27 protein-coding genes and 1 pseudogene are annotated in these 26189 nt (G+C 68.3%); 14 read left to right on the forward strand and 14 right to left on the reverse strand.

Translation table 11 applies throughout. From position 1 onward, the window contains the following. Nucleotides 1–85 precede the first annotated feature (85 nt). On the forward strand, nucleotides 86–1690 hold the full coding sequence (locus tag C474_RS18500) for a TrkH family potassium uptake protein (protein ID WP_008389555.1): 1605 nt from the start codon (nucleotides 86–88) through the stop codon (nucleotides 1688–1690). Nucleotides 1691–1720: 30 nt separating this feature from the next. Here the strand turns inward: C474_RS18500 and C474_RS18505 are convergent, their stop codons facing one another. From C474_RS18505 to C474_RS18515, 3 genes are read right to left on the reverse strand one after another with little or no spacing between them, the layout of a single operon-like run. After that, on the reverse strand, nucleotides 1721–2002 hold the full coding sequence (locus C474_RS18505; RefSeq protein WP_008389556.1) for a hypothetical protein: 282 nt from the start codon (nucleotides 2000–2002) through the stop codon (nucleotides 1721–1723). Between the two features lie 59 nt (nucleotides 2003–2061). After that, nucleotides 2062–3723: a TrkH family potassium uptake protein gene (locus C474_RS18510; RefSeq protein ID WP_008389559.1), complete on the reverse strand. Its 1662-nt coding sequence runs from the start codon at nucleotides 3721–3723 to the stop codon at nucleotides 2062–2064. Next, a complete protein-coding gene (locus tag C474_RS18515; RefSeq protein WP_008389560.1) occupies nucleotides 3723–4403 on the reverse strand; it encodes a potassium channel family protein in 681 nt (226 codons plus the stop codon). Before C474_RS18515 ends, C474_RS18510 begins: the two co-directional genes overlap by 1 nt. Nucleotides 4404–4592: 189 nt before the next feature. Between C474_RS18515 and C474_RS18520 the strand changes: the two genes are divergently transcribed. Further along, nucleotides 4593–4724: a hypothetical protein gene (locus C474_RS18520; protein ID WP_049917185.1), complete on the forward strand. Its 132-nt coding sequence runs from the start codon at nucleotides 4593–4595 to the stop codon at nucleotides 4722–4724. An 88-nt stretch (nucleotides 4725–4812) separates the two neighbouring features. Here C474_RS18520 and gatA read toward each other — a convergent pair whose 3' ends face one another. Together gatA and gatC are read right to left on the reverse strand one after the other, a co-directional pair. Then, a complete protein-coding gene (gatA, locus tag C474_RS18525; protein WP_008389564.1) occupies nucleotides 4813–6105 on the reverse strand; it encodes an Asp-tRNA(Asn)/Glu-tRNA(Gln) amidotransferase subunit GatA in 1293 nt (430 codons plus the stop codon). Then, the gene (gatC, locus tag C474_RS18530) at nucleotides 6106–6384 is read right to left on the reverse strand and encodes an Asp-tRNA(Asn)/Glu-tRNA(Gln) amidotransferase subunit GatC (RefSeq protein WP_008389570.1); all 279 of its coding nucleotides are present in this window, start codon (nucleotides 6382–6384) and stop codon (nucleotides 6106–6108) included. 181 nt (nucleotides 6385–6565) lie between these two features. Here gatC and C474_RS18535 point away from each other — a divergent pair, with 181 nt between their 5' ends. Next, nucleotides 6566–7558 (forward strand): transcription initiation factor IIB, encoded by a 993-nt coding sequence (locus C474_RS18535; protein WP_008389572.1) that lies wholly within the window; start codon nucleotides 6566–6568, stop codon nucleotides 7556–7558. A gap of 174 nt (nucleotides 7559–7732) precedes the next feature. Further along, nucleotides 7733–8209, forward strand: a complete 477-nt coding sequence (locus C474_RS18540) for an NUDIX domain-containing protein (protein WP_008389574.1) — start codon at nucleotides 7733–7735, stop codon at nucleotides 8207–8209. A 15-nt stretch (nucleotides 8210–8224) separates the two neighbouring features. Here the strand turns inward: C474_RS18540 and C474_RS18545 are convergent, their stop codons facing one another. Next, nucleotides 8225–9328, reverse strand: a complete 1104-nt coding sequence (locus C474_RS18545; RefSeq protein ID WP_008389576.1) for an asparagine synthase C-terminal domain-containing protein — start codon at nucleotides 9326–9328, stop codon at nucleotides 8225–8227. Next, on the reverse strand, nucleotides 9328–10011 hold the full coding sequence (locus C474_RS18550; protein WP_008389577.1) for a PHP domain-containing protein: 684 nt from the start codon (nucleotides 10009–10011) through the stop codon (nucleotides 9328–9330). The genes C474_RS18545 and C474_RS18550 overlap by 1 nt, the downstream gene beginning before the upstream one ends. A gap of 135 nt (nucleotides 10012–10146) precedes the next feature. On the opposite strand from C474_RS18550, the gene purL reads away from it, so the two are divergent. Beyond that, nucleotides 10147–12294 (forward strand): phosphoribosylformylglycinamidine synthase subunit PurL, encoded by a 2148-nt coding sequence (purL, locus tag C474_RS18555; protein ID WP_008389578.1) that lies wholly within the window; start codon nucleotides 10147–10149, stop codon nucleotides 12292–12294. A gap of 45 nt (nucleotides 12295–12339) precedes the next feature. Here the strand turns inward: purL and C474_RS18560 are convergent, their stop codons facing one another. From C474_RS18560 to C474_RS18570, 3 genes are all read right to left on the reverse strand, one after another. Further along, a complete protein-coding gene (locus C474_RS18560; RefSeq protein WP_008389579.1) occupies nucleotides 12340–12816 on the reverse strand; it encodes a hypothetical protein in 477 nt (158 codons plus the stop codon). 71 nt (nucleotides 12817–12887) lie between these two features. Then, on the reverse strand, nucleotides 12888–13856 hold the full coding sequence (locus tag C474_RS18565; RefSeq protein ID WP_008389580.1) for a quinone oxidoreductase family protein: 969 nt from the start codon (nucleotides 13854–13856) through the stop codon (nucleotides 12888–12890). Between the two features lie 52 nt (nucleotides 13857–13908). Continuing rightward, on the reverse strand, nucleotides 13909–14127 hold the full coding sequence (locus tag C474_RS18570; protein ID WP_008389581.1) for a DUF7550 family protein: 219 nt from the start codon (nucleotides 14125–14127) through the stop codon (nucleotides 13909–13911). 87 nt (nucleotides 14128–14214) lie between these two features. On the opposite strand from C474_RS18570, the pseudogene C474_RS18575 reads away from it, so the two are divergent. The 5 genes and pseudogenes from C474_RS18575 to C474_RS18600 all read left to right on the forward strand — a co-directional run bounded on the left by C474_RS18575 (nucleotide 14215) and on the right by C474_RS18600 (nucleotide 19644). Further along, nucleotides 14215–16052: pseudogene (locus C474_RS18575) on the forward strand (glycoside hydrolase family 13 protein). A gap of 88 nt (nucleotides 16053–16140) precedes the next feature. After that, nucleotides 16141–17622: an alpha-glucosidase gene (locus C474_RS18585; RefSeq protein ID WP_008389584.1), complete on the forward strand. Its 1482-nt coding sequence runs from the start codon at nucleotides 16141–16143 to the stop codon at nucleotides 17620–17622. Continuing rightward, complete coding sequence (locus C474_RS23390) at nucleotides 17568–17984, forward strand: alpha-amylase family glycosyl hydrolase (protein ID WP_008389585.1); 417 nt, start codon at nucleotides 17568–17570, stop codon at nucleotides 17982–17984. The genes C474_RS18585 and C474_RS23390 overlap by 55 nt, the downstream gene beginning before the upstream one ends. Before the next feature lie 197 nt (nucleotides 17985–18181). Further along, nucleotides 18182–18994 carry an imidazole glycerol phosphate synthase subunit HisF gene (hisF, locus tag C474_RS18595; RefSeq protein ID WP_008389586.1) on the forward strand — a complete coding sequence of 271 codons (813 nt, stop codon included), beginning with the start codon at nucleotides 18182–18184 and terminating at the stop codon, nucleotides 18992–18994. A gap of 95 nt (nucleotides 18995–19089) precedes the next feature. Beyond that, complete coding sequence (locus tag C474_RS18600) at nucleotides 19090–19644, forward strand: DUF1684 domain-containing protein (RefSeq protein ID WP_008389587.1); 555 nt, start codon at nucleotides 19090–19092, stop codon at nucleotides 19642–19644. 9 nt (nucleotides 19645–19653) lie between these two features. On the opposite strand, the gene C474_RS18605 is transcribed toward C474_RS18600, so the two are convergent. The 3 genes from C474_RS18605 to C474_RS18615 form a co-directional block, all read right to left on the reverse strand. Beyond that, nucleotides 19654–19938: a DNA-directed RNA polymerase subunit L gene (locus C474_RS18605; RefSeq protein WP_008389589.1), complete on the reverse strand. Its 285-nt coding sequence runs from the start codon at nucleotides 19936–19938 to the stop codon at nucleotides 19654–19656. 44 nt (nucleotides 19939–19982) lie between these two features. Further along, nucleotides 19983–20822 (reverse strand): alpha/beta fold hydrolase, encoded by an 840-nt coding sequence (locus C474_RS18610; protein WP_008389591.1) that lies wholly within the window; start codon nucleotides 20820–20822, stop codon nucleotides 19983–19985. Nucleotides 20823–20893: 71 nt separating this feature from the next. Continuing rightward, nucleotides 20894–21892, reverse strand: coding sequence for an MBL fold metallo-hydrolase (locus C474_RS18615; protein WP_008389592.1), 999 nt, complete (start codon nucleotides 21890–21892; stop codon nucleotides 20894–20896). Nucleotides 21893–22020: 128 nt separating this feature from the next. Between C474_RS18615 and C474_RS18620 the strand changes: the two genes are divergently transcribed. From C474_RS18620 to C474_RS18635, 4 genes are all read left to right on the forward strand, one after another. Then, entirely contained in the window at nucleotides 22021–22416 is a 396-nt protein-coding gene (locus C474_RS18620) for a hypothetical protein (RefSeq protein WP_008389593.1), read from the forward strand. A gap of 55 nt (nucleotides 22417–22471) precedes the next feature. Continuing rightward, nucleotides 22472–23533, forward strand: coding sequence for a J domain-containing protein (locus C474_RS18625; RefSeq protein ID WP_008389594.1), 1062 nt, complete (start codon nucleotides 22472–22474; stop codon nucleotides 23531–23533). 65 nt (nucleotides 23534–23598) lie between these two features. Further along, nucleotides 23599–24273, forward strand: coding sequence for an MBL fold metallo-hydrolase (locus tag C474_RS18630; protein ID WP_049917178.1), 675 nt, complete (start codon nucleotides 23599–23601; stop codon nucleotides 24271–24273). A gap of 38 nt (nucleotides 24274–24311) precedes the next feature. Beyond that, nucleotides 24312–25139, forward strand: coding sequence for a DUF4097 family beta strand repeat-containing protein (locus C474_RS18635; RefSeq protein WP_008389596.1), 828 nt, complete (start codon nucleotides 24312–24314; stop codon nucleotides 25137–25139). Nucleotides 25140–25501: 362 nt separating this feature from the next. On the opposite strand, the gene C474_RS18640 is transcribed toward C474_RS18635, so the two are convergent. After that, nucleotides 25502–26128, reverse strand: coding sequence for a uracil-DNA glycosylase family protein (locus tag C474_RS18640; protein ID WP_008389598.1), 627 nt, complete (start codon nucleotides 26126–26128; stop codon nucleotides 25502–25504). Between the last annotated feature and the right edge of the window lie 61 nt (nucleotides 26129–26189).

Raw genomic sequence — 26189 nt, forward strand, 5'->3', positions numbered from 1 at the left:
CTCGATCGTTCGCCCCGGTGACGGATCCGCTGACGGCCCAACGAGCTAGTACGCGTCGACCCGGGAGGACGGGGACAGTACGTCCATGAAGCTACGCGTCGACTACCGGGCCAGCCTCAGCCTCGTCGGAACCGTCCTCAAGTACCTCACGGTCCCGCTCTGTTTTCCGCTCCTCGTGGCGCTGTACTACGGCGAGACGGTGGTCCCGTTCGTCGTCACGATGCTCCTGACCGTCGCTCTCGGCGCCGGCTTGGAGCGATTGGACCCCGACCCGGACATCCGCGCCCGCGAGGGCTTTCTCATGGTCGCGCTAACGTGGCTCACCGTCGCCGTCGTCGGCGCCGTCCCGTACCTCGTCGAGGCGCACGGCATCCCGCCCGTCGTCGCCGCGGTCCGTCCCGCCTCGACGCTCGGAAACCCCGCCAACGCCCTCTTCGAGAGCATGAGCGGGTTCACGACGACGGGCGCGACGGTGCTCGGCGAGATATCGTTCGACGCCCACACCCGCGGCATCATGATGTGGCGGCAGCTAACCCAGTGGCTCGGCGGGATGGGTATCGTCGTCCTCGCCGTCGCCATCCTGCCGGAGCTCTCGGTGGGCGGCGCGCAGTTGATGGACGCCGAGGCGCCCGGCCCCGGAATCGAGAAACTCAGCCCCCGAATCGCGGAGACGGCTCGCGCGCTCTGGGGCGCCTACCTCGGCTTCACCGTCCTCGAAGCCACGCTGTTGTACGGGCTGTTCCTGCTCGGCATCGACGACGGCATGACCCTCTACAACGCCGTCGCGCACGCCCTCACGACGATGCCGACGGGCGGGTTCTCCCCGGAGGCGCGCAGCATCGAGGCGTTCTCGGCGGCGGCGCAGTGGATAATCATTCCGTTCATGATCGCCGCCGGGACGAACTTCGCGCTGTTCTGGCACGCGCTGACCGGAAACCCGCGGCGCATCTTCGGGGATACGGAGTTCCGCTCCTACGTCGGCGTGATGGCGGTTCTCACGGCCATCCTCTCGATGCTCCTGTTCGCGGGCGCGGGCTTCGTCTCTGCGGCTCCGAGCGGGGAGACGTTCGACGCCGCGTACCTCGCGGAGTTCTCGAATCTCGTCGCCGGACAGGTCGAACCCGCGGTCCGGCAGGCGCTGTTCCAAGTCGTCTCCATCGTGACGACGACGGGGTACGCCAGCATGGATTTCAACGCGTGGAGTCCGGCCGCGAAGTACGTCCTCCTGTTCGCGATGTTCATCGGCGGGTCGGCCGGGTCGACGGGCGGGTCCGTGAAAGTCGTCCGCTGGTACGTCATCCTGAAGTCCATCCGCCGGGAGCTGTTCACGACGGGCCACCCCGAAGCGGTCCGCCCCGTCCGACTCGCCGGCCGCGCTCTCGACGAACGCGCCATTCGCGGCATCTACGCGTTCACCCTCCTCTACTTGGTCATCTTCTTCGTCGCCTCCGGTCTCCTGTTCCTCGACTCGGTGCGGTACGGGCAGACGTTCACCGTCCTCGAGACGATGTCCGCCGTCGCGGCCACGCTCGGCAACGTCGGTCCGGGGTTCGGTGTCGTCGGTCCCATGGGTAGCTACATCACCTTCTCGAACGCGGGCAAACTGTTCATGGTCGCGCTAATGTGGATCGGACGGCTGGAGATACTGCCCGTGCTCGTGCTCCTGACGCCGGAGTACTGGCGGCGGTGACGCGGACGAAGAACTACGAACTGACGGGAGCTACGGGCCGCCGTCGCCGCCCGCTTCGGCCGTCGTCTCCGTCCGGTGCATCTGCCCCTGCCCCTCGTCGTCGCCACCGCCGTTTCGGGGCGGTCCCTCGCGGCCGCGTCTCCACTCGTAGAGGATGTAGCCCGAGACGGCGAGAAACGCCGCGGCGAGTGCGCCGGTGAGCAGTTCCGTCCCGGGACCGCCGAAGAGATACGAGAGAACCGCGAGCGTCGCGCTGCCGGCCGCGAACCGCCACGTCCACCTCGGGACCGTCTCGGCGAAGGAATTGTCCATACGAGCGAGTCGTCGCGTCGCCGTAAAACAGTTTTTCGGGGTCGAAATGACACGTCCGCTCAGGGGTCCAGCCCGTAGACGACGGACCGCGCGAACACCAACACCGGGATTATCTCCAAGCGACCGATCCACATGTTCAGGAGGAACATCGCCTCGGCGAACGGGTTCATCTCCGGACCAGTGATGCCCGTCGAGAGGCCCACGTTGCCCTGCGCGGAGGCCACCTCGAACAGCGCGTCCGCGTAGGTGAACTGGGGTGCGGCGAGGTTGACGAGCAGGAGGCTGGAGGCGACGAGGATGATGAGCCAGAGGATGGAGACGATGGCAGCCTCGCTGAACTCCCGTTCCATCTCGTTGCGGTCGAGGCGGCGGCCGTTCATCGTGATGCCGACGACGGCGTTCGCCGGCAGGAACACGCGGGAGAACTGCCATGCAATGCCGCGACTGATGGTGTACGCGCGGATGATTTTGATGCCGCCGACGGTCGACCCCGCCGCGCCTCCGACGATCATCGCCCCCGAGACGATGAGTTTCCCGCCCGCCGCCCACCGGCCGATGGGCGCCGATTGAAAGCCCGTACAGGTGAGCGCGCTGATCCACTGGAACACGGAGTCGCGGAAGGCGTCGGCGGCGGCCGGGCCGAGAAACGCACCGACGCCCAACCACTCGGGCGTGCCGACGAACGCGCCGTCGGTAGCGGGAATCGAAGCGACGTTCTGCGCGATGAGCACGGCGATACCGACGGCGAAGCCGACGAACAGCCACTTCGTCTGTAAGTCCTCGAACAGGTGCGAGAGCTCCCTGTCGCGCAGGACGAGGTAGTGGACGGGGAAGGCGATGGCGCCGAGCGCCATGATAGGGAGGAGAACCCCCTCGATGAGCGGTGAATCGTACGTCGCGATGGAGTTATCCGTGACGGAGAATCCGCCCGTCGAGAGGCCGGTCATCGCGTGGTTGAGCGCCTGCCAGCCGGCCCGCCACAGGGGCAACTGCGACCCGTACTCCGAGAGACGGATGGCGACGAAGAGGACGCAGACGGAGACGACGGTGTAGGCGACGAATATCTTCCAGACGGTCCGAACAGTGGTGATGATGCTCGGGTGAATCTTCTCCTCGCGGGCCTCCGAGCGGTAGAGCGTGTAGCTTCCGCTCCCCGGCCGCGCGAGGATGGAGACGGTGAGGACGATGACGCCCACGCCGCCGACCCACTGGATGAGCGAGCGCCACCACTGGATGCCTCTGGGCAGAGAGGGTTCGTGGACGGCCATCGTCAGTCCGCTCCCCGTCCACCCGCTCATGCTCTCGAAGAGGGCGTGCAGGGGGTTGCGGAAGTAGCGGACGCTCGACGCCGCGTAGTCGGCGCCGGCGGGCACGTACGAGGCGGCCACGTCCGGTGGGAGGAAGTACGCCGCGAAGAGGAAGGGCAGCGAACCGAACACGGCGGTCATCAGCCACCCGCCGGCCGCGATTATCATCCCGTGTTTCATGCGCGGGTTGGGCGCCTCCGCGAAGGCGGTGCGGGCGCCGAGTCCGACCGCCGCGGTTACCCCGCCGGCGGTGAGGAAGGCGAGGGCGACGTACCACTCTCGGAAGGCGAGGGCGACGAGGACGGAGACGGTCATGAGCACCGACTCCAGGGTGAGAAGCGACCCCACGTCGCGGGCGATGGTCGCCAGGTCGGCGGGCCACCCGGCGACGGTCGGGCGACGGGACGACGACATCAGTGGTCCTCGTAGTGGCCGAACAGGTCCGTCACCTCGGGCGTCGCCCCCTCGGCGGAGTAGACGGTGAGGAGGTCACCGGCCTCGATGACGGTGTCTCCCCGCGGAGTGATGGGGTTTCCACGCCCGTCCCGCTCGATAGCGACGATCAGCATGTCGTCGTCGAGGTGGCCCGATGAGGCGGCCTCCTCGATGGTGAGGCCGGCGATGGGTGCGTCCTCGTCGACCGATATCTCGAACACCTCGGCCTGCTCGCCGATGCGCATGTAGTCGACGATGGAGGGCCGCTTGACGGCACGATAGAGATACTCGGCGATGAGTCGCTGCGGGTTCTCCATCGTGTTGACGCCGATGCGTCGGTAGATGTCCATGTGCTCGGCGTTGTGAACGACGGAGACGATGTCGGGAATCTCCAACTCCTTGGCGAGCAGACACACCATGATGTTCGTCGCGTCCTGATCGGTCGTCGTGATGAGGGCGTCGGCGCGGTCCGCGCCCGCGTCCGACAGCGTGGACTTCTCCGTCGCGTCGTCGTTGATAACAAGGCAGTCGAACGCGCCGGCGGCCTCGTCGGCCTTCTCGGAGTCGCGTTCGATGACGACCACCTCGTTGCCGCCCTTTGTGGCGATTTCGATGAGCGGCGTGCCGATGTTGCCGGCACCGACGATGATGATGTACATCCTTGCCTTCGAGTCCGAGAGGACCCGCCGAAAAACTGTCGTGTTGCGGTTCGCTCCGACGCGGTGCGGTGCGGTTCGGTCCCGACCCCGAGACCCGACTCGAACTCCCGAGAGGTAGGATTCGGTGACAGTCTACGAACACGTCCTGTGGCAACCACGTTTTTCCGTCTGATGTGCGTCGAACGAAGCATGAAGCTCTCGACCATCGTGATACTCGTCGGCGTCGTGTTCCTGTTCATCCCCATTCCGCCCATCGCGACCATCATCGGCATCGTGACCATCCTCGCGGGCGTGGCGCTGCGGGCGTTGACTGACAAGTAACCGTTCCGCGTCGGGGTGTCTACAACCCCACTTTTTCCGGGGGTTCACTCCGTTCACCCCCGCAAAACCTGGAGGAAAAACCCGCGAACTACCGCTCTACCGCGGAGGCCGCCCGAATCATCGTCTCCTCGCCGAACTTCGGTCCGATTAGCTGGAGACCCACCGGCAGGCCCTCCGCCTCGCCCGCCGGGACGGAGATGGCGGGGAGGTTCGCGAGGTTCACCGGGACGGTGTTGGCGTCCATCAGATACAGTTGGAGGGGGTCCGAGAGGCTCTCGCCGAGTTTCGGCGGGAGGACGGGCATCGTCGGCGTCGCGAGGACGTCCGCCTCCTCGAACGCCGCGTCGAAGTCCTGTTTTATCCACGCGCGGGCGTCCTGGGCCTTCTTGTAGTATTTGTCGTGGTAGCCCGCCGAGAGGGCGTACGTGCCGAGGAGGATGCGCCGTTTGACCTCCGCGCCGAAGCCTTCCTCGCGCGTCTCGGCGTACGTCTCGTTCCAGTTGCCGTCCGTCCCCGTCGAGAGGCCGTAGCGCACGCCGTCGTAGCGCGCGAGGTTCGAGGAGGCCTCCGACATGGCGATGACGTAGTAGGCCTGCACGGCGTGTTCCAGCGATTCGAGGCTGACCTCCGTCACTTCGGCGCCGCGCGATTCGAGGTCCGAGACGGCGTCCTCGAACGTCTCCACGACGCGGTCGTCCGCGCCGTCGAGGAGGTCCGTGATGACGCCGACGGTCAGACCGTCGACGTCGCCGTCCGCGGCGGCGGCGTAGTTCGACCCCTCGGCCGGGTGGGCGTCCGTCGACTGGTCGAACCGCGTCGTCGCGTCGCGTTCGTCGGCGCCCGAGACGACGTCGAGGAGGGCGGCGGCGTCCTCGACGGTCGAACCGATGGGGCCGACCTGCTCTAAGGAGTTCGCGTAGGCGACGAGACCGTAGCGGGAGACCAACCCGTAGGTGGGTTTGATGCCGACGACGCCGCAGAAGGCGGCCGGGTTGCGGACCGACCCGCCGGTGTCGGTGCCGAGTGCGACGTCGGCCTCGCCGGCGGCGACGGCGGCGGCCGACCCGCCCGAGGACCCCCCGGGAACGCGCTCTCGGTCTACGGGGTTCTCGGTGGGGCCGAACGCCGACGTCTCCGTGGTCCCGCCCATCCCGAACTCGTCCATGTTCGTCTTGCCGACGATCGTCGCGCCGGCCTCCTTCAGGCGTTCGACGACGGTGGCGTCGTACGGCGGGACGTAGTCTTCCAGCATCGCGGACCCGCACGTCGTGCGGACCCCCTCCGTGCTGATGTTGTCCTTGACGGCGACGGTCGTTCCGGCAAGCGGGCCGTCGTCGTCGCCGTCGACCGTCTCCTCGGTGATGAAGATGTTCGCGCCCATCTACGACACCCGCGGACCTTTGAAGAAGCCGTCCTCCGACTCGGGGGCGTTCTGCAGGGCCTCCTCCTGACTCAGACCGTCGCGAACCTCGTCGGTCCGCATCACGTTCACGAGGTCGGGTTCGGACTCGACCTCCGGAACCTCGTCGAGGGCGTCGAAGTAGTCGAGAATATCGGCGAACTGGGCGGTGAACGCCTCGACTTCGTCCTCGTCGAGGTTCACCCGCGCCAACTCCGCGACGTGACGCACCTCATCGGCGTCCACGGGCGTCTCGCTCATATTCCTCACGAACCGGGGGTCGGGAGTAAGGGTTTCGGTGTGGGCGCCGAGACGTCCGAGACGCCGCCGCGACGCCCCGGTGACCCGATTTCGTCGTCCCCTAGCCATCAGATATATGGACGCGTCGCGCGTAGTCTCTAACACGGAGAACCCTCCGACCCATTCTCTGCACCCAACCAAAATGACCGAAACCACCCGAAGTTTTCGTACGCGTAGCGCACGCGCGCGCGAGAACGAAGGAGAGGAAGAAGAGACCCGAGAGGAGGACGACGAGACGCTTCGCTGCCCCGAGTGCGGTTCGACGAATCTCGTGAACGACAGCGAGCACGGCGAGACGGTGTGTGAGGAGTGCGGGTTGGTCGTCGAGGAGGACGCCGTCGACCGCGGCCCCGAGTGGCGCGCGTTCGACTCCTCGGAACGCGACTCGAAGTCCCGCGTCGGCGCGCCGACGACGAACATGATGCACGACAAGGGGCTGTCGACGAACATCGGCTGGCAGGACAAAGACGCCTACGGCAACTCCCTGTCCTCGAACCAGCGTCAGAAGATGCAGCGACTCCGCACGTGGAACGAGCGGTTCCGCACCCGCGACTCCAAGGAGCGCAACCTGAAACAGGCGCTCGGCGAGATAGACCGCATGGCCTCGGCGCTCGGCCTCCCGGACAACGTCCGCGAGACGGCCTCGGTCATCTACCGCCGCGCGCTCGACGACGACCTGCTGCCCGGCCGCTCCATCGAGGGCGTCGCCACCTCGGCGCTGTACGCCGCCGCGCGGATGGCCGGCACGCCCCGGTCGCTCGACGAGATAACCAACGTCTCCCGCGTCGGCAAAGACGAAATCTCCCGGACGTACCGCTACGTCGTCCGCGAACTGAAACTCGAGATCGAACCCGCCGACCCCGAGCAGTACGTCCCGCGGTTCGCCTCCGACCTCGACCTGTCCGACGAATCCGAGCGACACGCCCGACAGCTCCTGAAGACGGCCAAAGAGCAGGGAATCCACTCGGGCAAATCGCCCGTCGGTCTCGCCGCCGCCGCCATCTACGCCGCCTCGCTGCTCGCCAACGAGAAGGTGACGCAGAGTCAGGTGAGCGAGGTGGCCAACATCTCCGAGGTCACCATCCGAAACCGGTATCACGAACTGCTCGAAGCCGAAGAGCACCTGATGGCGTAACGGCCCGGCAACGCCTCACCCCGCCCGGCGATACCTCCACCTCCTCTTTCCCTCCTTTCCTCTCCGCTCTGTTCCGTTCGACTCTTTTCGTCCGCGCGCGGGAACCGGACCGCGCTCACCGAAGGGTTCGGAGCGGAACGTAACACCCAACCCGGTGCCCGCGAACCGGCGTCCATGGAGACGACGCGACACTTCACCGCGACGGTGTACATCGTCAACGACGGCGCCGTCGCCCTGCACCGACACGAGCGACTCGGCATCCGCGTCCCGCCCGGCGGCCACGTCGACCGGGACGAACTCCCGCACGAGGCGGGACTCAGGGAGGTCCGCGAGGAGACGGGCCTCGTCGCCGAGTTGCTCGACGAGACGGACCCGGTGGCCGCCCCCGCCGGAACCGTCCTCCCCAACCCGCGCCGCCAGATGCTGTACGACATCGACGTCCGCGAGGACGGCCGCGTCGGCCACCAGCACATCGACCACGTCTACTACGCGACGGTCGACTCGCGCGAGGTGGACCCCGCGGGCGACGACGAGGCCGGCGCCGCGGCGTGGGAGTGGTACGACGCAGAAGCTCTACGGGAAAGCGACCTGGACGCCGACACCGTGCAGTTCTCGTTAGAAGCCATCGACGCCGCTGACCGGGCGGACTGACGCCGCGGAGCGGGGTTATCCTTCGTCCTCGACCAGCGACCGGACGTACGTCTCGACGTGGTCGTCCATCCGCCGCTTGTAGCCCGCCTGCCGGGCGAGTCGGTCCAACTCCCGGGAGGCGTACGTCCCGTACTGGACGGCCTTCTTCTCCGCGGCGGCGACCGACTCGGGGACGAGTCGGCGCGCCGCCTCGCGGAGCGCCACCTTCCGGCGGCCGTCGGCGACGAGCAGTTCCCCGGGCAGCGGGAGGGCCGCGGCGACGACCCGGTCGTGGAGCAGGGGCGCCACGGGTTCGACGCCCGCCGCGCGGAGCGACAGCACGTCGCGTTCCAACTGGTCGGGGAGCGTCCGCACCATCTCGGTCGTCGCGCCGCGGACGGTGTCCGCCTCAACGCGGGGGTCCTCGGGCGCCTTGGCCACCTTGGCGTACCCGCCGAACAGTTCGTCTGCGCCCTGTCCGACGGCGAGTCGGTCGAAGCCGTCGGCGGACGCCCGCTTCGCCGCGAGGTAGAGGGGGAGCGCTATCTGGAGGTCCATCGGGTTCGTCCGGCCGAGTATCGAGACGAGTTCGGGGACGGCCTCGCGGACGGCGTCGTGGGTCAGTTCGACCACGCGCAACCGCCGGTCCATCGCCGCGGCGGCGTCGCGCGCGGCGGCCACGTCGTGACTGCCCCCGAACCCGGCGACGTAGCAGGGGGCGTCCGGGACGCCCGCGGCGACGACGGCCGAGTCGACGCCGCCGGAGAACGCCACCGCGAGGCCCTCGTCGTCGACGCCGCGAACCGACTCGGTGACGGCGTCCGCGACGGCCGAGAGCGCTTCGGCTCGGTTCGTCTCGACGGCGGGCATCGGGAGCGTCCACGGGGTCTCGTCCCCGTCGGCGCTCCGGCGGGTCCCGGCCGGGACGCGAACCGGATCGTCGAGGTCACGCCGGTCGAACGACCACGCGCCAGGCGCACCCGGGTCGGCGGCGTCGCGTTCGGAAAAGAGCGGTTGCCGGCCGAGCACGTCGCGGACGAGAGCACCGTCGAGTTCGCCCGCGAACCCGGCGGTACCGGGCAGGGGGTCGCCCGACTCGACGGCGGCGCGGACCGTCTCCGGGTCGGCCCCGCGGAGCATCAGAGGAGGTCGGCGACGCCGCGCTTCACGCGGCGGGTGACGCCGCCGCCGAACTGCCGGAGGGAGATGCGCCACGGCGTCCGCTTGCCGACGACGCTCGTCTCTCCTCGGGTGACGGCGTCGAGGATGCCCTCGACCGAGCGGTCGTCCGTGGCGACCTTCGTGACCGCCTGCCCGACCATCTCGCTGATGTGGGCGTCGCTGCCGGCGGTCCGCGGGAGGTTCCGCGCGGTGGCGAACTTCTCCGCCTTGCGGTTCGAGCGGCCGGTGAACAGCCGCGAGTTGTACACCTCGATGGCGTCGGCGCCGGCGAGTTGCGTGCGGGTGATGTGCGGGGCGACCCCGTGTCGGGAGGATTGGAACGGATGCGGGACGACGGCGATGCCGCCCTGGTCGCGTATCTCCGCCAGCGTCTCGTCGAACGAGAGGCCTGCGGGGACGAGTTCGTCGATGCCGAGTCCGAGGACGTGCCCCGCCGCCGAGGTCACCTCCATACCCGGGATTCCGACGAGACCGTACTCCTCGGCCACGTCGGCGGCGCGCAGACTCGCCTCTATCTCGTCGTGGTCGGTGACCGCGAGGGCGTCAAGTCCGACCGCCTGCGCCTGTTCGAGAAGGAGCTCTATCGGGTCGCGGCCGTCGTAGGACAGCGACGAATGCGCGTGCAACTCGACCGATAACACGGGTAACGCTTATCGCCCCGATTAGAAAAGCGGCGCGGTCCGACCCGCCGCCCGGCCGGCGGTTCGGCGACGGTTGATACCCACATCCGTGCACATAGAAAGGCCTTATAGCCTGCGTTCTGACCACACCAGTGAATGAGTCTTTCCGACGCGGACCGCGAACTCGTCGTGGCCGAACTCGGACGCGACCCGACACCTGCGGAGACGGTGCTCTTCGAGAACCTCTGGAGCGAACACTGCGCCTACCGCTCCTCGCGCCCCCTCCTCTCGGCGTTCTCCTCGGAGGGCGAGCAGGTGGTCGTCGGCCCCGGCGACGACGCCGCCGTCGTCCGACTGCCGACGCACGACGCCGACGGGAACGAGGTTGAGGACCCCGACGGCGAGACGTACGTCACGATGGGAATCGAGAGCCACAACCACCCCTCGTACGTCGACCCCTACGACGGCGCGGCGACGGGCGTCGGCGGCATCGTCCGCGACACGCTGTCGATGGGCGCCTACCCCATCGCCCTCGCGGACAGCCTCTACTTCGGCGGGTTCGACCGCGAGCACTCCCGCTACCTCTTGGAGGGCGTCGTGGAGGGTATCGCCGACTACGGCAACGCCATCGGCGTCCCCACCGTCGGCGGCAGCGTCGAGTTCCACGACGGCTACGAGGGTAACCCCCTCGTCAACGTCGCCTGCGTCGGTCTGCTGGACGAGGAGCGTCTCGTCACCGCCGAAGCGCAGTCCGCCGGCAACAAACTCGTCTTGGTCGGTAACGCCACGGGACGGGACGGCCTCGGCGGCGCCTCCTTCGCCAGCGAGGACCTCGCGGAGGACGCCGAGACGGAGGACCGCCCGGCCGTGCAGGTGGGCGACCCCTACTCGGAGAAACTCCTGATAGAAGCCAACGAGGACCTGGTCGCCGAGAGCCTCGTCGAGTCGGCCCGCGACCTCGGCGCGGCGGGTCTCGGCGGCGCCTCCTCCGAACTCGTCGCCAAGGGCGACTTCGGCGCCGAAATCGACCTCGACCGCGTCCACCAGCGCGAACCGAACATGAGCGCGCTGGAAATCCTGCTGGCGGAGTCCCAAGAGCGGATGTGCTACGAGGTGCGCGCGGTGAACGTCGACCGGGTCGCCGAGATAGCCGAGCGATACGACCTCGGCTGTTCGGTCATCGGCGAAGTGGCCGAGGGTAACTACGTCTGTACCAAGGACGGCGAGACGGTCGTCGACGTGCCCCCCGAATTCCTCGCCGAGGGGGCGCCGATGAACGACCTCGACTCGGTCGACCCCGAACGACCGGCGCGGGACCTGCCGGACGCGGACCTCACCGAGGCGTTCGAGGCCGTCGTCGGATCGCCGTCGACGGCGTCGAAGCGGTGGGTGTACCGCCAGTACGACCACGAGGTCGGCCTCCGGATGGCGGTCCGACCCGGCGACGACGCGGCCGTGATGGCCATCAGGGAGGCGGGGACGGGACTCGCCATCTCCTCGGGCGCCAACCCCAACTGGACGACGTGCGCCCCGTACGACGGCGCGCGCGCCGTCGCCCTGGAGAACGCGACGAACCTCGCGGCGAAGGGCGCGACGCCCCTCGCCGCGGTGGACTGCCTCAACGGCGGTAACCCCGAGAAGCCGGACGTGTACGGCGGTTTCGAAGGCATCGTCGACGGTCTCGCCGACATGTGCCGGGAGCTCTCGGTGCCCGTCATCGGCGGCAACGTCTCGCTGTACAACGACTCCGTCTCCGGTCCCATCCCGCCGACGCCGACGCTGGCCGCTATCGGGACGAAAGCCGGCTACGACGCTCCGCCGGCCGCGTTCGCGGGCGAGGGCGAACTCCTCCTCGTCGGCGAGTCCGGCGGCGCCCTCGGCGGGTCGGAGTTCCTCGCGCGGGCGGGCGGGTCCGACGCGTTCCCGGCCCTGCCCGAGAACGCGAGCGAGGTGCTGCGAACGCTGGCCGACGTGGCCGACGCCGAGACGACGCTTGCCGTCCACGACGTGAGCCACGGCGGCCTCGCCGTCTCGCTGGCGGAGATGGTCACCGCCGAAGCGGGCGCGGACGTGGCGCTCGGAAGCCTCCTCACGCTCTTCGACGAGACGCCGGGCCGCGCCGTCGTGGAGACGGCGGACGCCGACGCCGTCCGCGCCGCCTTCGACGGCGTCGCCCCCGTGACGATGCTCGGGTCGGCAACGACGGACGGCACGCTGTCGCTGACCGTCGCCGGGGAGATGCTGGAGTACGAAGCCGAGGACATCGCCGAACTCCGGGACGTCCTCGCGCGAGAACTAGACTGAGCGCCGGGCGCCCGGGTTCGGCGCCGAGCGTCGGCCGGTAGACGGTCAGTTCCGACGCTTTCCGGTTCGGTCGCGGACGCGCGCCTTCCCTTCGTCGTCGCCCGGCAGTTCCAGCGACTCCTCGCCGTTCTGCACGCCGAACGGGAGCGACGACTCTATCTCCTCGTCGTCGTCGCCCGGCACCGACGCCGACGTCTCGACGGAGACGAAGTACAGCGACCGGGTGGCGCCGGTTCCGCTCACGTGTCCGAGGTGCAGGTACGCCTCGCCGTCGGACTCCAGCAGGCGGAACACGTCGTCGAACTCCCTCATGTCGAAGTACGTCCACGCGGAGACGCCGTCGGACCCGTCGACGCCGGAGACGAGACCGGTCTCGGTCCTGCTCTCGGTGAAGAGGAGCGTCGCCTCCTCGCGCGGGGCGTCGCCGTCGGCCGGCGACCGGACGACGATGCGTCGTTTGATGGGGCTCCACGGTTCGACCGCGACGTCGTAGTCAGCGATTTCGAACGTGCGGGTGGGCATACCTCGACTTCGGACGGTCCGCTGAAAAGTCTGGTAGCCGACGTTCCGTCGTCGTATTCAGTTCATCTGCGTTACGGTTCGAGGACGACCTTCCCGACGCTCCGTCTGGTCTCTAAGTACTCCTGCGCCTCGGCGGCGTCTTCGAGCGGGAACGTCTCGCCGACGACGACTTCGAGTTCCCCCTCCGCGAGCAGGCGTTGGAGGTCGCTCACCGCGCCGAGGACGCGCGAGGGGCCCTCCTCGATGGCGTTGCCGAGGTGGAAGCCGAGCACGGACTTGTTCTCGAACAGGAGGTCGGTCGTCTCCGGCCGCGCCACGTCGCCGGACGCCGCCCCGTAGACGACGATGCGCCCGAACGACGCGAGGGCGTCGAGGCTCCGATCGAACGTCTCGCCGTTGACGCCGTCCAACACGAGGTCGACGCCCTCCCCGTCCGTCTCGGCGTCGACCGTCTCGCGGAAGTCCGCTTCCTCGTAGTTGACGCCGTGGTCGAGACCGAGGTCCGAGGCGAGTTCGAGTTTCTCCTCGGTGCTCGCGGTGCCGAACGACTCCGCGCCCGCGTGGTCGGCCAACTGGACGGCCGCCGTCCCGACGCCGCCCGCCGCGGCGTGCACGAGGACGCGGTCGTGGGCGGTCAGGTCGCCCCAGTTGTGCAGGCAGTTGTGCGCGGTGAGGAACTGGACCGGGAAGCCGGCCGCCTCCGCGAACGACATCGACTCGGGCACGTCGAACAGCGACGCCTCGGGCGCGGTGACGTACTCGGCGTACGCCCCGTCGGCGAGTGCGACGACTCGGTCGCCGACCTCCCTGTCGACGTCGTCGCCGACGGCGTCGACGGTCCCGGCCGCCTCCATCCCGGGGACGAACGGCGGTTCCGGGCCGCCCCGGTAGTGGCCGCGCCGTTGCATCACGTCCGCGAAGTTGAGTCCCGCGGCGGCGACTTCGATTCTGACCTCCCCCGGGTCGGGTTCGGGGGTTTCGGTCTCCCGTGCTTCGAGGACGTCGCTGGAACCGAACTCGGTGACGACGATAGACTTCACACCGGCGTTAGGGACGCTCGACGCAAAAGGGAGGCGAAAGGGGAAGGGGAACTCAGAGGAGGAACGGCAGTCCGAAGATGACCGCGAGACCGACGACGAGGACGACGAACCCCGTCGCCGCCTTCCCGGCGGAGAACTCCTGCATCGGGGCGGTGACGCGGCCGGGGTCCGAGGAGTGGTGGGCCTCGGCGTACTGGTCGTGGTCGCTCTCGAACTCTTCGCTCGGGTTGCCGTAGTCGTCGTCGGGGTTCTCTCTGGTCTCGTCGCTCATACGCGACCGTTCGAGTCCCCGCGTAAAAGAACATCCGACTCGTCCGACGGGCACGGATGCTAAGTGCGCCTCCGACGACGACAGCGTATGAACGACGCGACTGGCGAGAACAAGGACGAACGCCTGCCCGGCGGGGAGACGCGACGGTGGTGGAAGGAGGCGGTCGTCTACCAGGTGTACCCGCGGAGCTTCAACGATTCCGACGGGGACGGAATCGGCGACATCCCCGGCATCACCGAGCGAGTCGACCACCTCGACGACCTCGGGGTGGACGTGGTGTGGCTCAACCCGGTGTACGAGTCGCCGCAGGCGGACAACGGCTACGACATCGCCGACTACCGCGCCATCCACGGGGAGTACGGGACGATGGCCGACTGGGAGGACCTCCGGGACGCCCTCCACGAACGGGGGATGCGTCTCATCATGGACCTCGTCGTGAACCACACCTCCGACGAGCACGAGTGGTTCCAGAACGCCCTCGAGTCGAAGGACGCCGAGTACCGCGATTACTACTTCTGGCGCGAGGGTCGCGACGCCGCGGAGGCGGACCGCGAGTACGATATCGGCCCCGCGGGTGAGGCGCCGCCGAACGACTGGCAGTCGTTCTTCGGCGGGCCGGCCTGGGAGTACCACGAGGGGACCGGCGAGTGGTATCTCCACCTGTTCGACCGCAAGCAACCGGACCTCAACTGGGAGAACCCGGACGTCCGCGACGACGTGTTCGAGATGATGAACTGGTGGATAGAGAAGGACATCGACGGTTTCCGGATGGACGTCATCAACCTCGTCTCCAAGCCGGACGGCCTTCCGAACGACGAGTTCCCCGTCAACGGCCCCCGGATTCACGAGTACCTCGGCGAGATGCGCGACCGCGTCCTCGACCGCGAACTCCTCACCGTCGGCGAGATGATCGGCGACCCCCTCCCGCTGAACCACGCGCGGCGCTTCGTCTCGCCGGACGACGACGGCGACGGCCTCTCGATGCTGTTTCACTTCGAGCACGTCCTCCTCGACCAGGGCGACCGCATCTGGGAGACGAGCGACTGGGACCTCACCGACCTGAAGGCCGTCTTCGACCGCTGGCAGGACGCCTTCGCCGACGAGGGGTGGAACTCGCTGTACCTGAACAACCACGACCAACCCCGGATGGTCTCGCGCTTCGGCGACGACAGGGAGTACCGCCGGGAGTCGGCAAAACTGCTCGGCACCCTCACTCACACGCTCCGAGGGACGCCGTACGTCTACCAGGGCGAGGAACTCGGGATGACCAACTACCCCTTCGACTCGCTCGGGGACTTCCGCGACGTGGAGACGCTCAACCCCGTCCGGACCGCCCTCGACTCCGGCGAGGTGGCGTCGTTCGACGCCGTCCGCGACGGCCTCCGTGCCAACAGTCGGGACAACGCGCGGACGCCGATGCAGTGGTCCGACGACGAGTACGCCGGATTCTCGGAGAGCAACCCGTGGATAGCCGTCAACCCCAANACAACGCGCGGACGCCGATGCAGTGGTCCGACGACGAGTACGCCGGATTCTCGGAGAGCAACCCGTGGATAGCCGTCAACCCCAACTACACCGAGGTGAACGCCGCGGCCGAACGCGCCGACGAGTCGTCGGTGTACGAGTACTACCGGCGACTCGTCGAGTTCCGCCACGAGAACGACGCGGTCGTCTACGGCGACTACGAACCGTTCGTGCAGGACCACGAACGGGTGTGGGCGTACGCGCGGACGCTGGGCGAGGAGCGACTGTTCGTCGTCCTCAACTTCGCGAGCGAGGAGACGGTCGTCGAGGTTCCCGTCGACGCCGACGACGCGACGCTGGCGCTATCGAACTACGACGCGGGAGGCCGGGCCGTCTCGGAACTCCTCTCCGGCGAGTTCCGCCTCCGGCCGTGGGAGGCGCGCGTCTACCGATGTGAATGATTAGTACTCCCCGGTTATAGTGGCTAAATTCCGACAGTAACGGCACCGGGACCGACGGAGTCAAACGACAGTCACCCGTTCTGTCGGTATGGCCGGCATCGACCGCGCGTGGTGGAAGGAGGCGGTCGTCTACCAGGTGTACCCCCGGAGCTTCAACGATGCCGACGGAGACGGGGTCGGCGACCTGCGCGGCGCCGTCGAGCGTCTCGACTACCTCGACGGCCTCGGGGTGGACGTGGTGTGGCTCAATCCGGTGTACGAGTCGCCGCAGATGGACAACGGTTACGACATCGCCGATTACCGCGCCATCGACCCGGAGTACGGGACGATGGCCGACTGGGAGGACCTCCTCGCGGGACTCCACGACCGGGGGATGCGTCTCATTATGGACCTCGTCGTGAACCACACCTCCGACGAACACGAGTGGTTCCGGAACGCCCTCGAATCGAAAGACGCCGAGTACCGCGATTACTACATCTGGCGCGAGGGCCGGACGCCCGAGGAGGCCGGCGTCCCGGCGGCGGAGTTCGACCCCGCCGACTACCGACTCCCCTCCGGCGTCCGCGAACTGCCGCCGAACGACTGGGGGTCGTTCTTCGGCGGGCCGGCGTGGACGTACCACGAGGACACCGGGGAGTGGTATCTCCACCTGTTCGACGAGACGCAACCGGATCTGAACTGGGACAATCCCGCCGTCCGCGAGTCGATGTGCGAGATGATGGTGTGGTGGCTGGAGAAGGGTATCGACGGCTTCCGGATGGACGTCATCAACCTCATCTCCAAACCCGAGGGCCTGCCCGACGGCGAGGACCCGGACGCACTCGTCCGCGGCGCGGACCAGTTCGTCAACGGCCCCCGCGTCCACGAGTACGTCTCGGAGATGCACGACGCGTTCGACGGCTACGACGTGATGACCGTCGGGGAGATGGCGGAGGTGAGCGTCGAACGGGCGAAGCGGTACACCGGCGAGGACGGCGACGGGATGAGCATGCTGTTCAACTTCGACCACCTCCGGTTGGACTTCGGCCCCGACGGCGGCCGGTGGTCGAAGGGCGAGTGGTCGCTTTCCGACTTCCGGGAGACGCTCTCGCGGTGGCAGAACGGCCTCGAGGAGGAGGGGTGGAACTCGCTGTATCTGAACAACCACGACGAACCCCGCGCCGTCTCGCGGTTCGGAGACGACGGGGAGTACCGCCGGGAGTCGGCGAAACTGCTCGGGACGCTCACTCACACGCTCCGAGGGACGCCGTACATCTACCAGGGCGAGGAACTCGGGATGACCAACTACCCCTTCGATTCGCTCGTGGAGGTGCAGGACGTGGACACGCTGAGCAACGTCGAGATGGCGCGCCGCGAAGGGCGAATCAGCTCCGACGAGGAGATGCTAGACCTCGTGCGCCATCGCTCCCGGGACAACGCGCGGACGCCGATGCAGTGGTCCGACGACGAGTACGCCGGATTCTCGGAGAGCAACCCGTGGATAGCCGTCAACCCCAANACAACGCGCGGACGCCGATGCAGTGGTCCGACGACGAGTACGCCGGATTCTCGGAGAGCAACCCGTGGATAGCCGTCAACCCCAACTACGCCGAGGTGAACGCCGCGGCCGAACGCGCCGACGAGTCGTCGGTGTACGAGTACTACCGACGCCTCGTCGAGTTCCGCCACGAGAACGACGTGGTCGTCTACGGCGATTACGACCTGCGGACGCCCTCGCACGAACGTCTCTGGGCGTACACGCGGACGCTGTCGGAGGAGACGCTGTTCGTCGTCCTCAACTTCGCCGGCGAGACGACGAACTACGTCGTGCCGTCGGACCTCGTGGGGGAGGCGACGCTGGAACTGAGCAACTACGGTTACGCGACCCGCGACGGACTGGCCGGCACGCTCGAACTGCGGCCGTGGGAGGCGCGCGTCTACCGACTGGCGTAGGGCGAACGGGCGACACGGAGTTTGCTCCCGGCGCGGCGTGCCGCACGTCCGCGGACGCGCCGGGTCGTCTATCAGCGCACGGCGACGCTGGCCGCCTCCCCGTATATGAACGTTCGTGGCGTCCTCGTCGCGTTCGGCGCAAGGACGGCGACAGTCGAAACCGTCAAACGGCCCATACGCGAACCCGGTAGCAAGGAATGCTCACGAAGCGTATCATCCCCTGTATCGATGTCGACTTGGACGACGACGGGAACCCCGCCGTCTACACCGGCGTCAACTTCGAGGACCTGAAGTACACCGGCGACCCGGTGGAGATGGCCAAGCGGTACAACGAGGCCGGCGCCGACGAGTTCGTCTTCCTCGACATCACCGCCTCCGCCGAGGGTCGCGCGACGATGCTCGACACCGTCTCCCGCGTCGCCGACGAGGTGTTCATCCCGCTGACCGTCGGCGGCGGTATCCGCACCCGCGAGGACATCAAAGAGACGCTCCGGGCGGGGGCCGACAAGGTGTCTATCAACACCGCGGCGCTCCAGAACCCCGCGTTGGTGACCGAGGGGGCGCGGGCGTTCGGGTCGCAGTGCATCGTCATCTCGGTGGACGCCCGCCGACGCTACGACGAGGCGGGAGAGTACTACGCCGAGGTGGACGGCGAGTCCTGCTGGTTCGAGTGCACCGTCAAGGGCGGCCGCGAGGGGACGGACATCGACGTGGTCGAGTGGGCCAGCGAGGCGGAGTCCCGCGGCGCGGGCGAACTGTTCGTCAACTCCATCGACGCCGACGGGACGAAGGACGGCTACGACATCCCCCTCACGAAGGCCGTCTGCGACGAGGTGTCGACGCCGGTCATCGCCTCCTCGGGGTGCGGCGGCCCCGAGGACATGTACGAGGTGTTCACCGAGGCGAACGCCGACGCCGGCCTCGCGGCGTCCATCTTCCACTTCGGCGAGTACTCCATCCGCGACGTGAAAGACTACCTCGACGAACGCGACGTGCCCGTCAGACTCTGAACCGAGGCGACCGACCCGTTCGGACCTTATTCGGTCGTGCGGCGCCGGCGCAGGCCGCAACTGCGTTCAAGTCTCCGGAGCGCGTACCGTCTTCCATGAGTTCGCTCGACACCGACGCGTGGCGCGAAGCGCTACTGACGAACCGCGAGCACAAGGACGAGTACTTCGCGCGCGACCCGAATTCGCCGATTCCGGCCGACCAGCGCGAGTCGTTCGACGGCCTCTCCTACTTCGACCCGAACGAGTCCTACCGCTTCGCCGTCGAACTCGACGAGTACGAGACGAAAGAGACCATCACCGTCGAGACGACGACCGACGGCGAACGCGACTACCTCGTGTGGGGGTCGTTCGCCTTCGAGGTCCGAGGGGAAGAGGTGACGCTCGACGCCTACCGCTCTGACCCCGACGAGCGCCGCCTGTGGGTGCCGTTCCGCGACGAGACCAGCGGCGAGGAGACGTACGGCGCGGGGCGGTATCTGGACTTAGAGGACCCCGACGACCGAGAGGGCGACGCCTGGGTTCTCGATTTCAACGCGGCGTACAACCCGTTCTGCGCCTACAGCGAACGCTACGAGTGTCCGCTCGTTCCGATGGAGAACTGGCTGGACGTGCCGATTCGCGCCGGCGAGAAGACGTACCGCCCCGAGTAACCGAGACCGCTACAGCGCGGCTTCGAACTCGTTCGTGAAGTCCGCCGAGAGGTCCTGCACGCGCCGGGTGGCGTCCCCGAGGGCGTCGAGCGGGTCCGTGCCCGGTTCGGTCCTCACCGAGAGGATGGGGTCGGTCTGGCCGCCCGACTGCTCGGGGTTCATGTCGTACGTCGCCGCGGCGACGCCCGATGTCTCCAGCAGGGCGCCTTTGATGACGTTCATGAAGGTGTGGTCCTCGCCCGCGATTTCGAGGCGGAGTTCCTCGTCCGTCTTGTTGATGACCCGCAGTTCCATGCACTCCCCTTTCCGGTGGCGGCGTTTCAGTATTTCGTCTCCGTCTACTCGACGAGAAACGACCGCAACTCCTCGCGGTAGGCGTCCGGTCGGTCCTGCATCACCCAGTGCTCCGCGTCGTCGAGTCCCCTCACCTCGGCGCCGCTCAGGTCGTCCCGGAGTCGCTCGGCGTACGAGACGGGTTGGAACTCGTCGTCCGTCCCCCAGAGCAGGAGCGTCTCGGCGGCGATGGCCCCGTAGTCGAGTTCGGTCGTGTGGTTCGTGTTCGTCGCGACGGCGTTTCGGCACAGGGAGACCGCCGCTCGTTCGGACCGCCACTGCGCTTTCATCCCCTCGACGAACTCCTCGCTCGGGTCGTCGTCGAAGAGCGTCTTCCGGTACAGGCCGTCGAGCATCTCCTGCAGGCCGTCGACGCCGTTCTCCTCGACCGTCGACGGCAACCCGAGGTTCGCGACGGTCCCGATCGGCCACGAGTCGTACGCGACGGCGTTCGAGAGGACGAGTTCGTCGACGGCGTCCGGTCGGTGCGACGCGTACCGGAGGCCGACGCCGCCGCCGAGGTCGTGCCCGACGAACGAGACCGTCTCGACACCGAGTTCGTCGAGCAACCCGTCGACCATCTCCTCCTGCGCTCGGATCGACCGGTCGAAGCCGTCCTCCATCGACGAGTTGCCGTAGCCGACCATGTCGGGGACGATCACTCTGCGCTCGTCTTCGAGGCCGGGGACGACGTCGCGCCAGAGGTACGACCACGTCGGAATCCCGTGAAGGAGCACGACGGGGTCGCCCGACCCCTCGTCGTAGAACGCCACGTCGAGGTCGTGTCCGTCGACGTCGACGGTCGCCGAGTCCTGCCGCTCCGTCCACTCAGTGTGTGATGGCACGGTCGACTAACCGTCGGCCGTTTCCATAGTTCCCCCGGCCGGACCGGACGGCGCGTCGCTCGCGACGGACGCTACTCGGGAAATAGCGCCGACACGTCGGGGTCGGACTCGACCAGTCGGTACTCGTCGCCGTCGCGGGCCGCCACGTCCGCGTGGACGAGGTGGTCGAGGTGCGCCCACGCCTCGCCGGGGCCGTGCAGGATGTGGATGTTCTCCAACTCCCCGAACAGGCGGGCGCTGACCGTCCACGCGTCGAGGGGGCCGTGCTCGTCCAGAACGTCCACGACGCGTCGGGTTCGGTCGCGGTGGTGGTCGAGGATGGTCAGCGCGCGGTCCGAGGGGTCCTCGATAGGGTCGCGGTGTCCCGGAAAGGCGCGCGAGAGGTCGCGGTCGACGAGGGCGAGGAGGCTGTCGACGTACGTCTGCAGCGGTCGCTCAACGCGGAGGTCCGCGCCGCCGACGTTCGGCGTGTACTTCGGGAGGATGGCGTCGCCGACGAACGCCCGTTCGGTCGCCTCCCCGCTCTCGCCCTCACCGTCGGCCTCGAAGGCGAACGCGACCAACCCCGCGGCGTGACCGGGCAGGTGGACGACTTCGAGTTCGCCGTCGCCGGCGGGTAGACGGTCGCCGTCGGTCATCGAGACGACGTCGGCCGGTTCGCCCTCCAAGTCCTCGTGCGTGTCGAGGTAGCCGGCCAACTCCGCGCGTTTGCCGTCGGGAACGCCCCACTCCTCGAACCGGCGCTGTCGCAGGTCGCGTTCGGCCGAGACGGCCGACTCCTCGCCCGCGACGAGGGGGGCGTCCGCCTCGTGCGCGCGAACGACCGCGCCGCTCTCTGCCTGGAGTTCGCCCGCGAGGCCGGCGTGGTCGGCGTGCCAGTGGGTGAGCAGAATCTGGTCGATGTCGGTCACGTCGAGACCCGCTTCGTCGAGTCCGGCGTCCAGGTCGGCCCGAATTTCTCCGAGCGACGCCCCTGCGTCCACGAGCGTCGTCTCTTCGCCGGGCAGGAGGTACGCGTTGTTCCGCCCCTCGAACACTGTGTTCCCGAGTCGGATGCGATGGAGGTCCATATCACGCGCGACGGCGCGTACGGTGTTGAGGGTTGGCATCCCGGAGAGCGAGGCGCCGCGGCGTCTCGGAACCGGAGGAGCGCGCCTCGAGCGGTAAGGTTTCACCCGTCGACGGTCCACGTTCTGCCATGGTCGAGTACCGGCCCGGTGAGTGCAACATCGGCGAGGCCGAACAGCGCCGACGCGCCCTCCTCGGCGCCGTCGCCGCCCTCCTCACGCTCGGACTCGTGACGTGGGTGTTCGGGTTCGACGGCCCCTGGTGGGCGCTGGCGCTCGCGGCGTTCCCCCTGTTCGGGGCGGCGGAGGGCTACTTCCAGACCCGATTCCGATTCTGCACCGGGTTCGCCTCGCTCGGCATCTACGACGTGTCGGCCGGCGGGAACGACAGGCGGCGGGTGACCGACGACGCGGCCCGGCGCGCGGATCTGAGGCGCGCCTGGCAGATACACGGATACGCCGCCGCCGTCGCCGTCGTCGGAGCGCTCTTCCTGTTCGGCGTGGCCGCACTCGTGTCTGCGAGCTGACTGTGTATCCTCCGATACATTAAAATCAGTGAAATTCGTATCTTATGATGATCGAATGGACGATTTCTACGACCTGCTGGGGGTCTCCGAGGACGCCGCCCCGGCCGACGTCAAGCGGGCGTGGCGCGGGAAGGCCCGGGAGTACCACCCGGACGTGAACGACGACGCACGGGCGGGCGTGCAGTTCAAGACCCTCCGAGCGGCCTACGAGGTGCTCTCCGACGAGACGAAGCGTGCGGCGTACGACCGGATGGGCCACGAGCGGTACGTGGCCGAGCGACTCGACGGCCTCCCGACGGCCGGCATGGAGCGCCGAGACGACGGCGGCGGACGGTGGCAGAAGCGCGCCGCCGCGGCCGGCGGCGGGTCCGCCGGTTCCGCGTCGGGAGCGTCCGCCGACTCCTCGGCGGACCGCACCCGGTCGGCGGGGGCGAGTGCTCGAACCGGCGGTCGGACCCGCGACGCCGGTCGGTCGCGGGCGGAGTCGACCGGTCGGTCCCGCTCGACGACCGGTCCCTCGCGGACGGGCGCCGCCCACTCCGCGAACCGCTCGACTCGCGCGGGGTCGGCGTCCGCGGCCGGATCCGGCGGCGCCGGGTCGGTCTCTTCGGCCACCGTGTCGTCGGCGTCGGCCGCCTCTGCGCCCCGGTCGCTGTGGTACGCGTGGGCCGCCTCGTTGCTCGCGGGCGTCGTCTACCTCGCCGGTCTCGCGGTCTATCTCCGGGCGAACGCCGCCGCGCTCTCGTCGTTCGCCGCGGCGGTCGAAACCTCGCCCGCCTCGGCGCTTCTCGCCGACGCCGGCCTCGCGTCGCCGGGGGCGTTCGCGCTCGACGCCGCCGGGTCCGCGCCGGGTCCGGCGCTCGCGTTCCCCCTCGGCGCGGCGCTCCTCGCCGCCGTCTTCGTCGCGTTCGCCCTCCGGTTCCGTCACGGGACGGCCGGCCTCTCGCTGTATCTCTACCCGCTGGGGGCGCTTGCGCCGCTCGCGTCGCTCGCGCTCGGACCCCTCGTCGTCGCCCCGGCCGCGGGTCTCACGCTCGCTCTCGTCGTCGCCGTCCCCGCTCTCGCGGTGACCGCCTTCCTCGTCGACGTGGGGCGGACGCTGTTCGCGCCGAACTGACGCGGAGGCGGCGACCGAACCGGGGGAGAACCCGACTTTTTGTCGCTCCGGGCCGAACGGACCGTATGACTCTCGAATCCGGAGCAGTGCGTCGGTTCCGCTGTCGCGGCGTGAACGCCTACCTCGTCGACGACGACGGGACGCTGACGCTCGTCGACGCCGGGACGCCGTGGGACGGAGAGCGGATGCTCGAGATGCTTTCTTCCGCGGCGGTGGACCCCTCGGACATCGACCGCGTGCTCCTCACGCACTTCGACGTCGACCACGTCGGAACGCTCGCCACGCTCGGACTCGACGAGGACGTGCCGATACACGCGGCCGAACCGGACGCTTCCTTTCTCCTCGGCGACGCAGACCCGCCCGCCGGGAACCACAAGGGAGCGCTCCAACGCGCCCTCCGCCTGTTCGTCGACGCGCCGACGAACGAGGTGGTCCGCGTCAGCGACGGCGACGAGGTTGGCGGCTTCGTCACCTACCGGACGCCCGGCCACACGCCCGGCCACGTCGTCTACCACCACCCGGGCCACGGGGCGGCGTTTCTCGGCGACTTAGTCCGGGAGTCCGACGGCGAACTGGAACCGCTGCCGTGGCTGATGTGCTACGACGTGGACCGCAACGAGAAGAGCCTGACCGACCTCGTCGAACGGATCGGTTCGTTCGAGGTCGCCTGCGTCGGCCACGGCGACCCCCTCCGGACGGGCGGGTACGACGCCCTGCGCCGCGCGGCCGACCAGCTCTGACGCCGGGTTTCTTATCCTCCGGTTGACCACTTTCGGGCATGGTCGAACCCGTCGAACCCCTGAGCCGTCGCCGACTGCTGGCCGCGGCGGGCGCGGGCGCCGTCGGCGCCCTCGCCGGATGCACCGCCCCCGGACTGTCGACGCAGGTCGAAGAGTCCTTCGAGGTGACGCCGTCGGACGCCACCGGCGCGCGCGTGTCGAACCGGAACGGCGGCGTGACCGTCCGCGCCGGCGAGGGCGAGGCGGTCCGCGTCGAGGTGGTAAAGCGGGGGTTCAACGTCGACGAAGACGTCCTCGACCGAGTGACGGTGAACCGGTCGGTCACCGACGGCGTTCTGACGCTCGAGGCAGTCTACCCGCCGGGAGTCAACCGGGTCACGACGGACCTCACCGTCGAACTCCCGTCGTCGATGGCGTTGCTCCTCGCGGAGACGACCAACGGCGGCGTCGACGCCGAGGGCGTCTCCGGGGACGCGACGCTCCGCGCGAGCAACGGCGGGGTCCGCGCCGCGGGGATGCCAGGGTTCCTGACGCTCGCGGCCGGCAACGGCGGCGTCAGTGCGAGCGACGTCGGCGGCATCGACGGAGTCACCGCCGGTAACGGCGGTATCGACGTCGAGATTCCGGCGATACGCGGCGACACGGAGGTCAGCGCGTCGAACGGGAGCATCGACGCGGCCGTCGCTCCGGACCTCGACGCGGCGCTCGAGGCGCGCGTGACCAACGGCGGCGTCGACGTCTCCGGCCTCGAACTCACGGACGCCACCGTCTCGCCGACGCGCGTCGCGGGGACCCTCGGCGACGGCGGCCCGTCGCTGACGCTCCGGGCGGGGAACGGCGGTATCGACGTGCGGCGTCTCGACTGAAGCGTATCGTTCCGAGAAGGAAGCGGGGACCGCGGCGAACGCGGACCCCGGACTGACCAAGCCACTGCGAAGAGCACCAGTCTCGCAGTTCCTTACCTGACGCGCCCGGTGGTTAGTACCACGCGCGTCACTACCCGCTTTGACGGTTGTAGTGAAAAATCCTGTGTTGATGCCAATTCCTTCTAACTCCACTCCGAGTACCGGTCATATGATGGGTGTTCGTCCCGTATTTGAACATAAAACCAAAAACACGTTCAATTGTAATGGTCTTTACTCCTTAATCGAACGTCATTCTGGCCACTAATCCACAGAATCCGCAAGCGTGGTGGGTTATACCGTGAGAATAGCGGGCGTGAGCCGCGTTACCGAACGAGATAGGGGTCGCCGCCGGCGGTGAAGCGTCCGAGGTCCGTCTCCCGTCGGAAATCCGTCGACGTGAGGACGTCGATGGCCTCGACGAGTCGGTCGTGGTGGGTGTCGTCCCACTCGCCGGGGTCGGCGATGGGAAGCACGAGGAACCCGCTTCCGCGTATCTCGGTGCCGTGTAGTTCCTCCATGTCGACCGTTATCTTGCGGGCCTGCGCGGTGTAGTTCTCCAAGACGTACGTCGTCGCTCGCGCGCCCACGGGCAGGAGGACGTGCGCGGCGATGGCGCGCAGTTCGGCGTCGAAGAAGCGTTCCATGTCGTCGTAGTCGCTCTGCGAGGGGGTGTCCTCGGAGACGCACATGTGTAGATACGAGAGGAACGTTTTCGAGACGGTCGGTCGGTCGCCGGTCGCCTCCAAGAGCCCTCCCTCCGCGAGGGCCGCCTGCAGGCGGATGGACGGTTCGTCGGTGAAGGGGACGCCCGTCGTCTCCCCGCCGTGAACGCCGGGGTAGTCGCCGATGACGTGAAAATCCGCGTTGGCGTCGCCGTATCCCGGAACGAACCGTTCGCACGGGGGCTTCATCCCGAAGGGGTTGCTCGTGCGGTCGGTTACGTTCTCCACGACGCTACGTAGCGAGGAGAGGGATATATTCGGTGCGGTTTCACGTCCGCCGCGCGAAGGA

The sequence above is a fragment of the Halogeometricum pallidum JCM 14848 genome, from assembly GCF_000337095.1.
GTDB lineage: Archaea > Halobacteriota > Halobacteria > Halobacteriales > Haloferacaceae > Halogeometricum > Halogeometricum pallidum.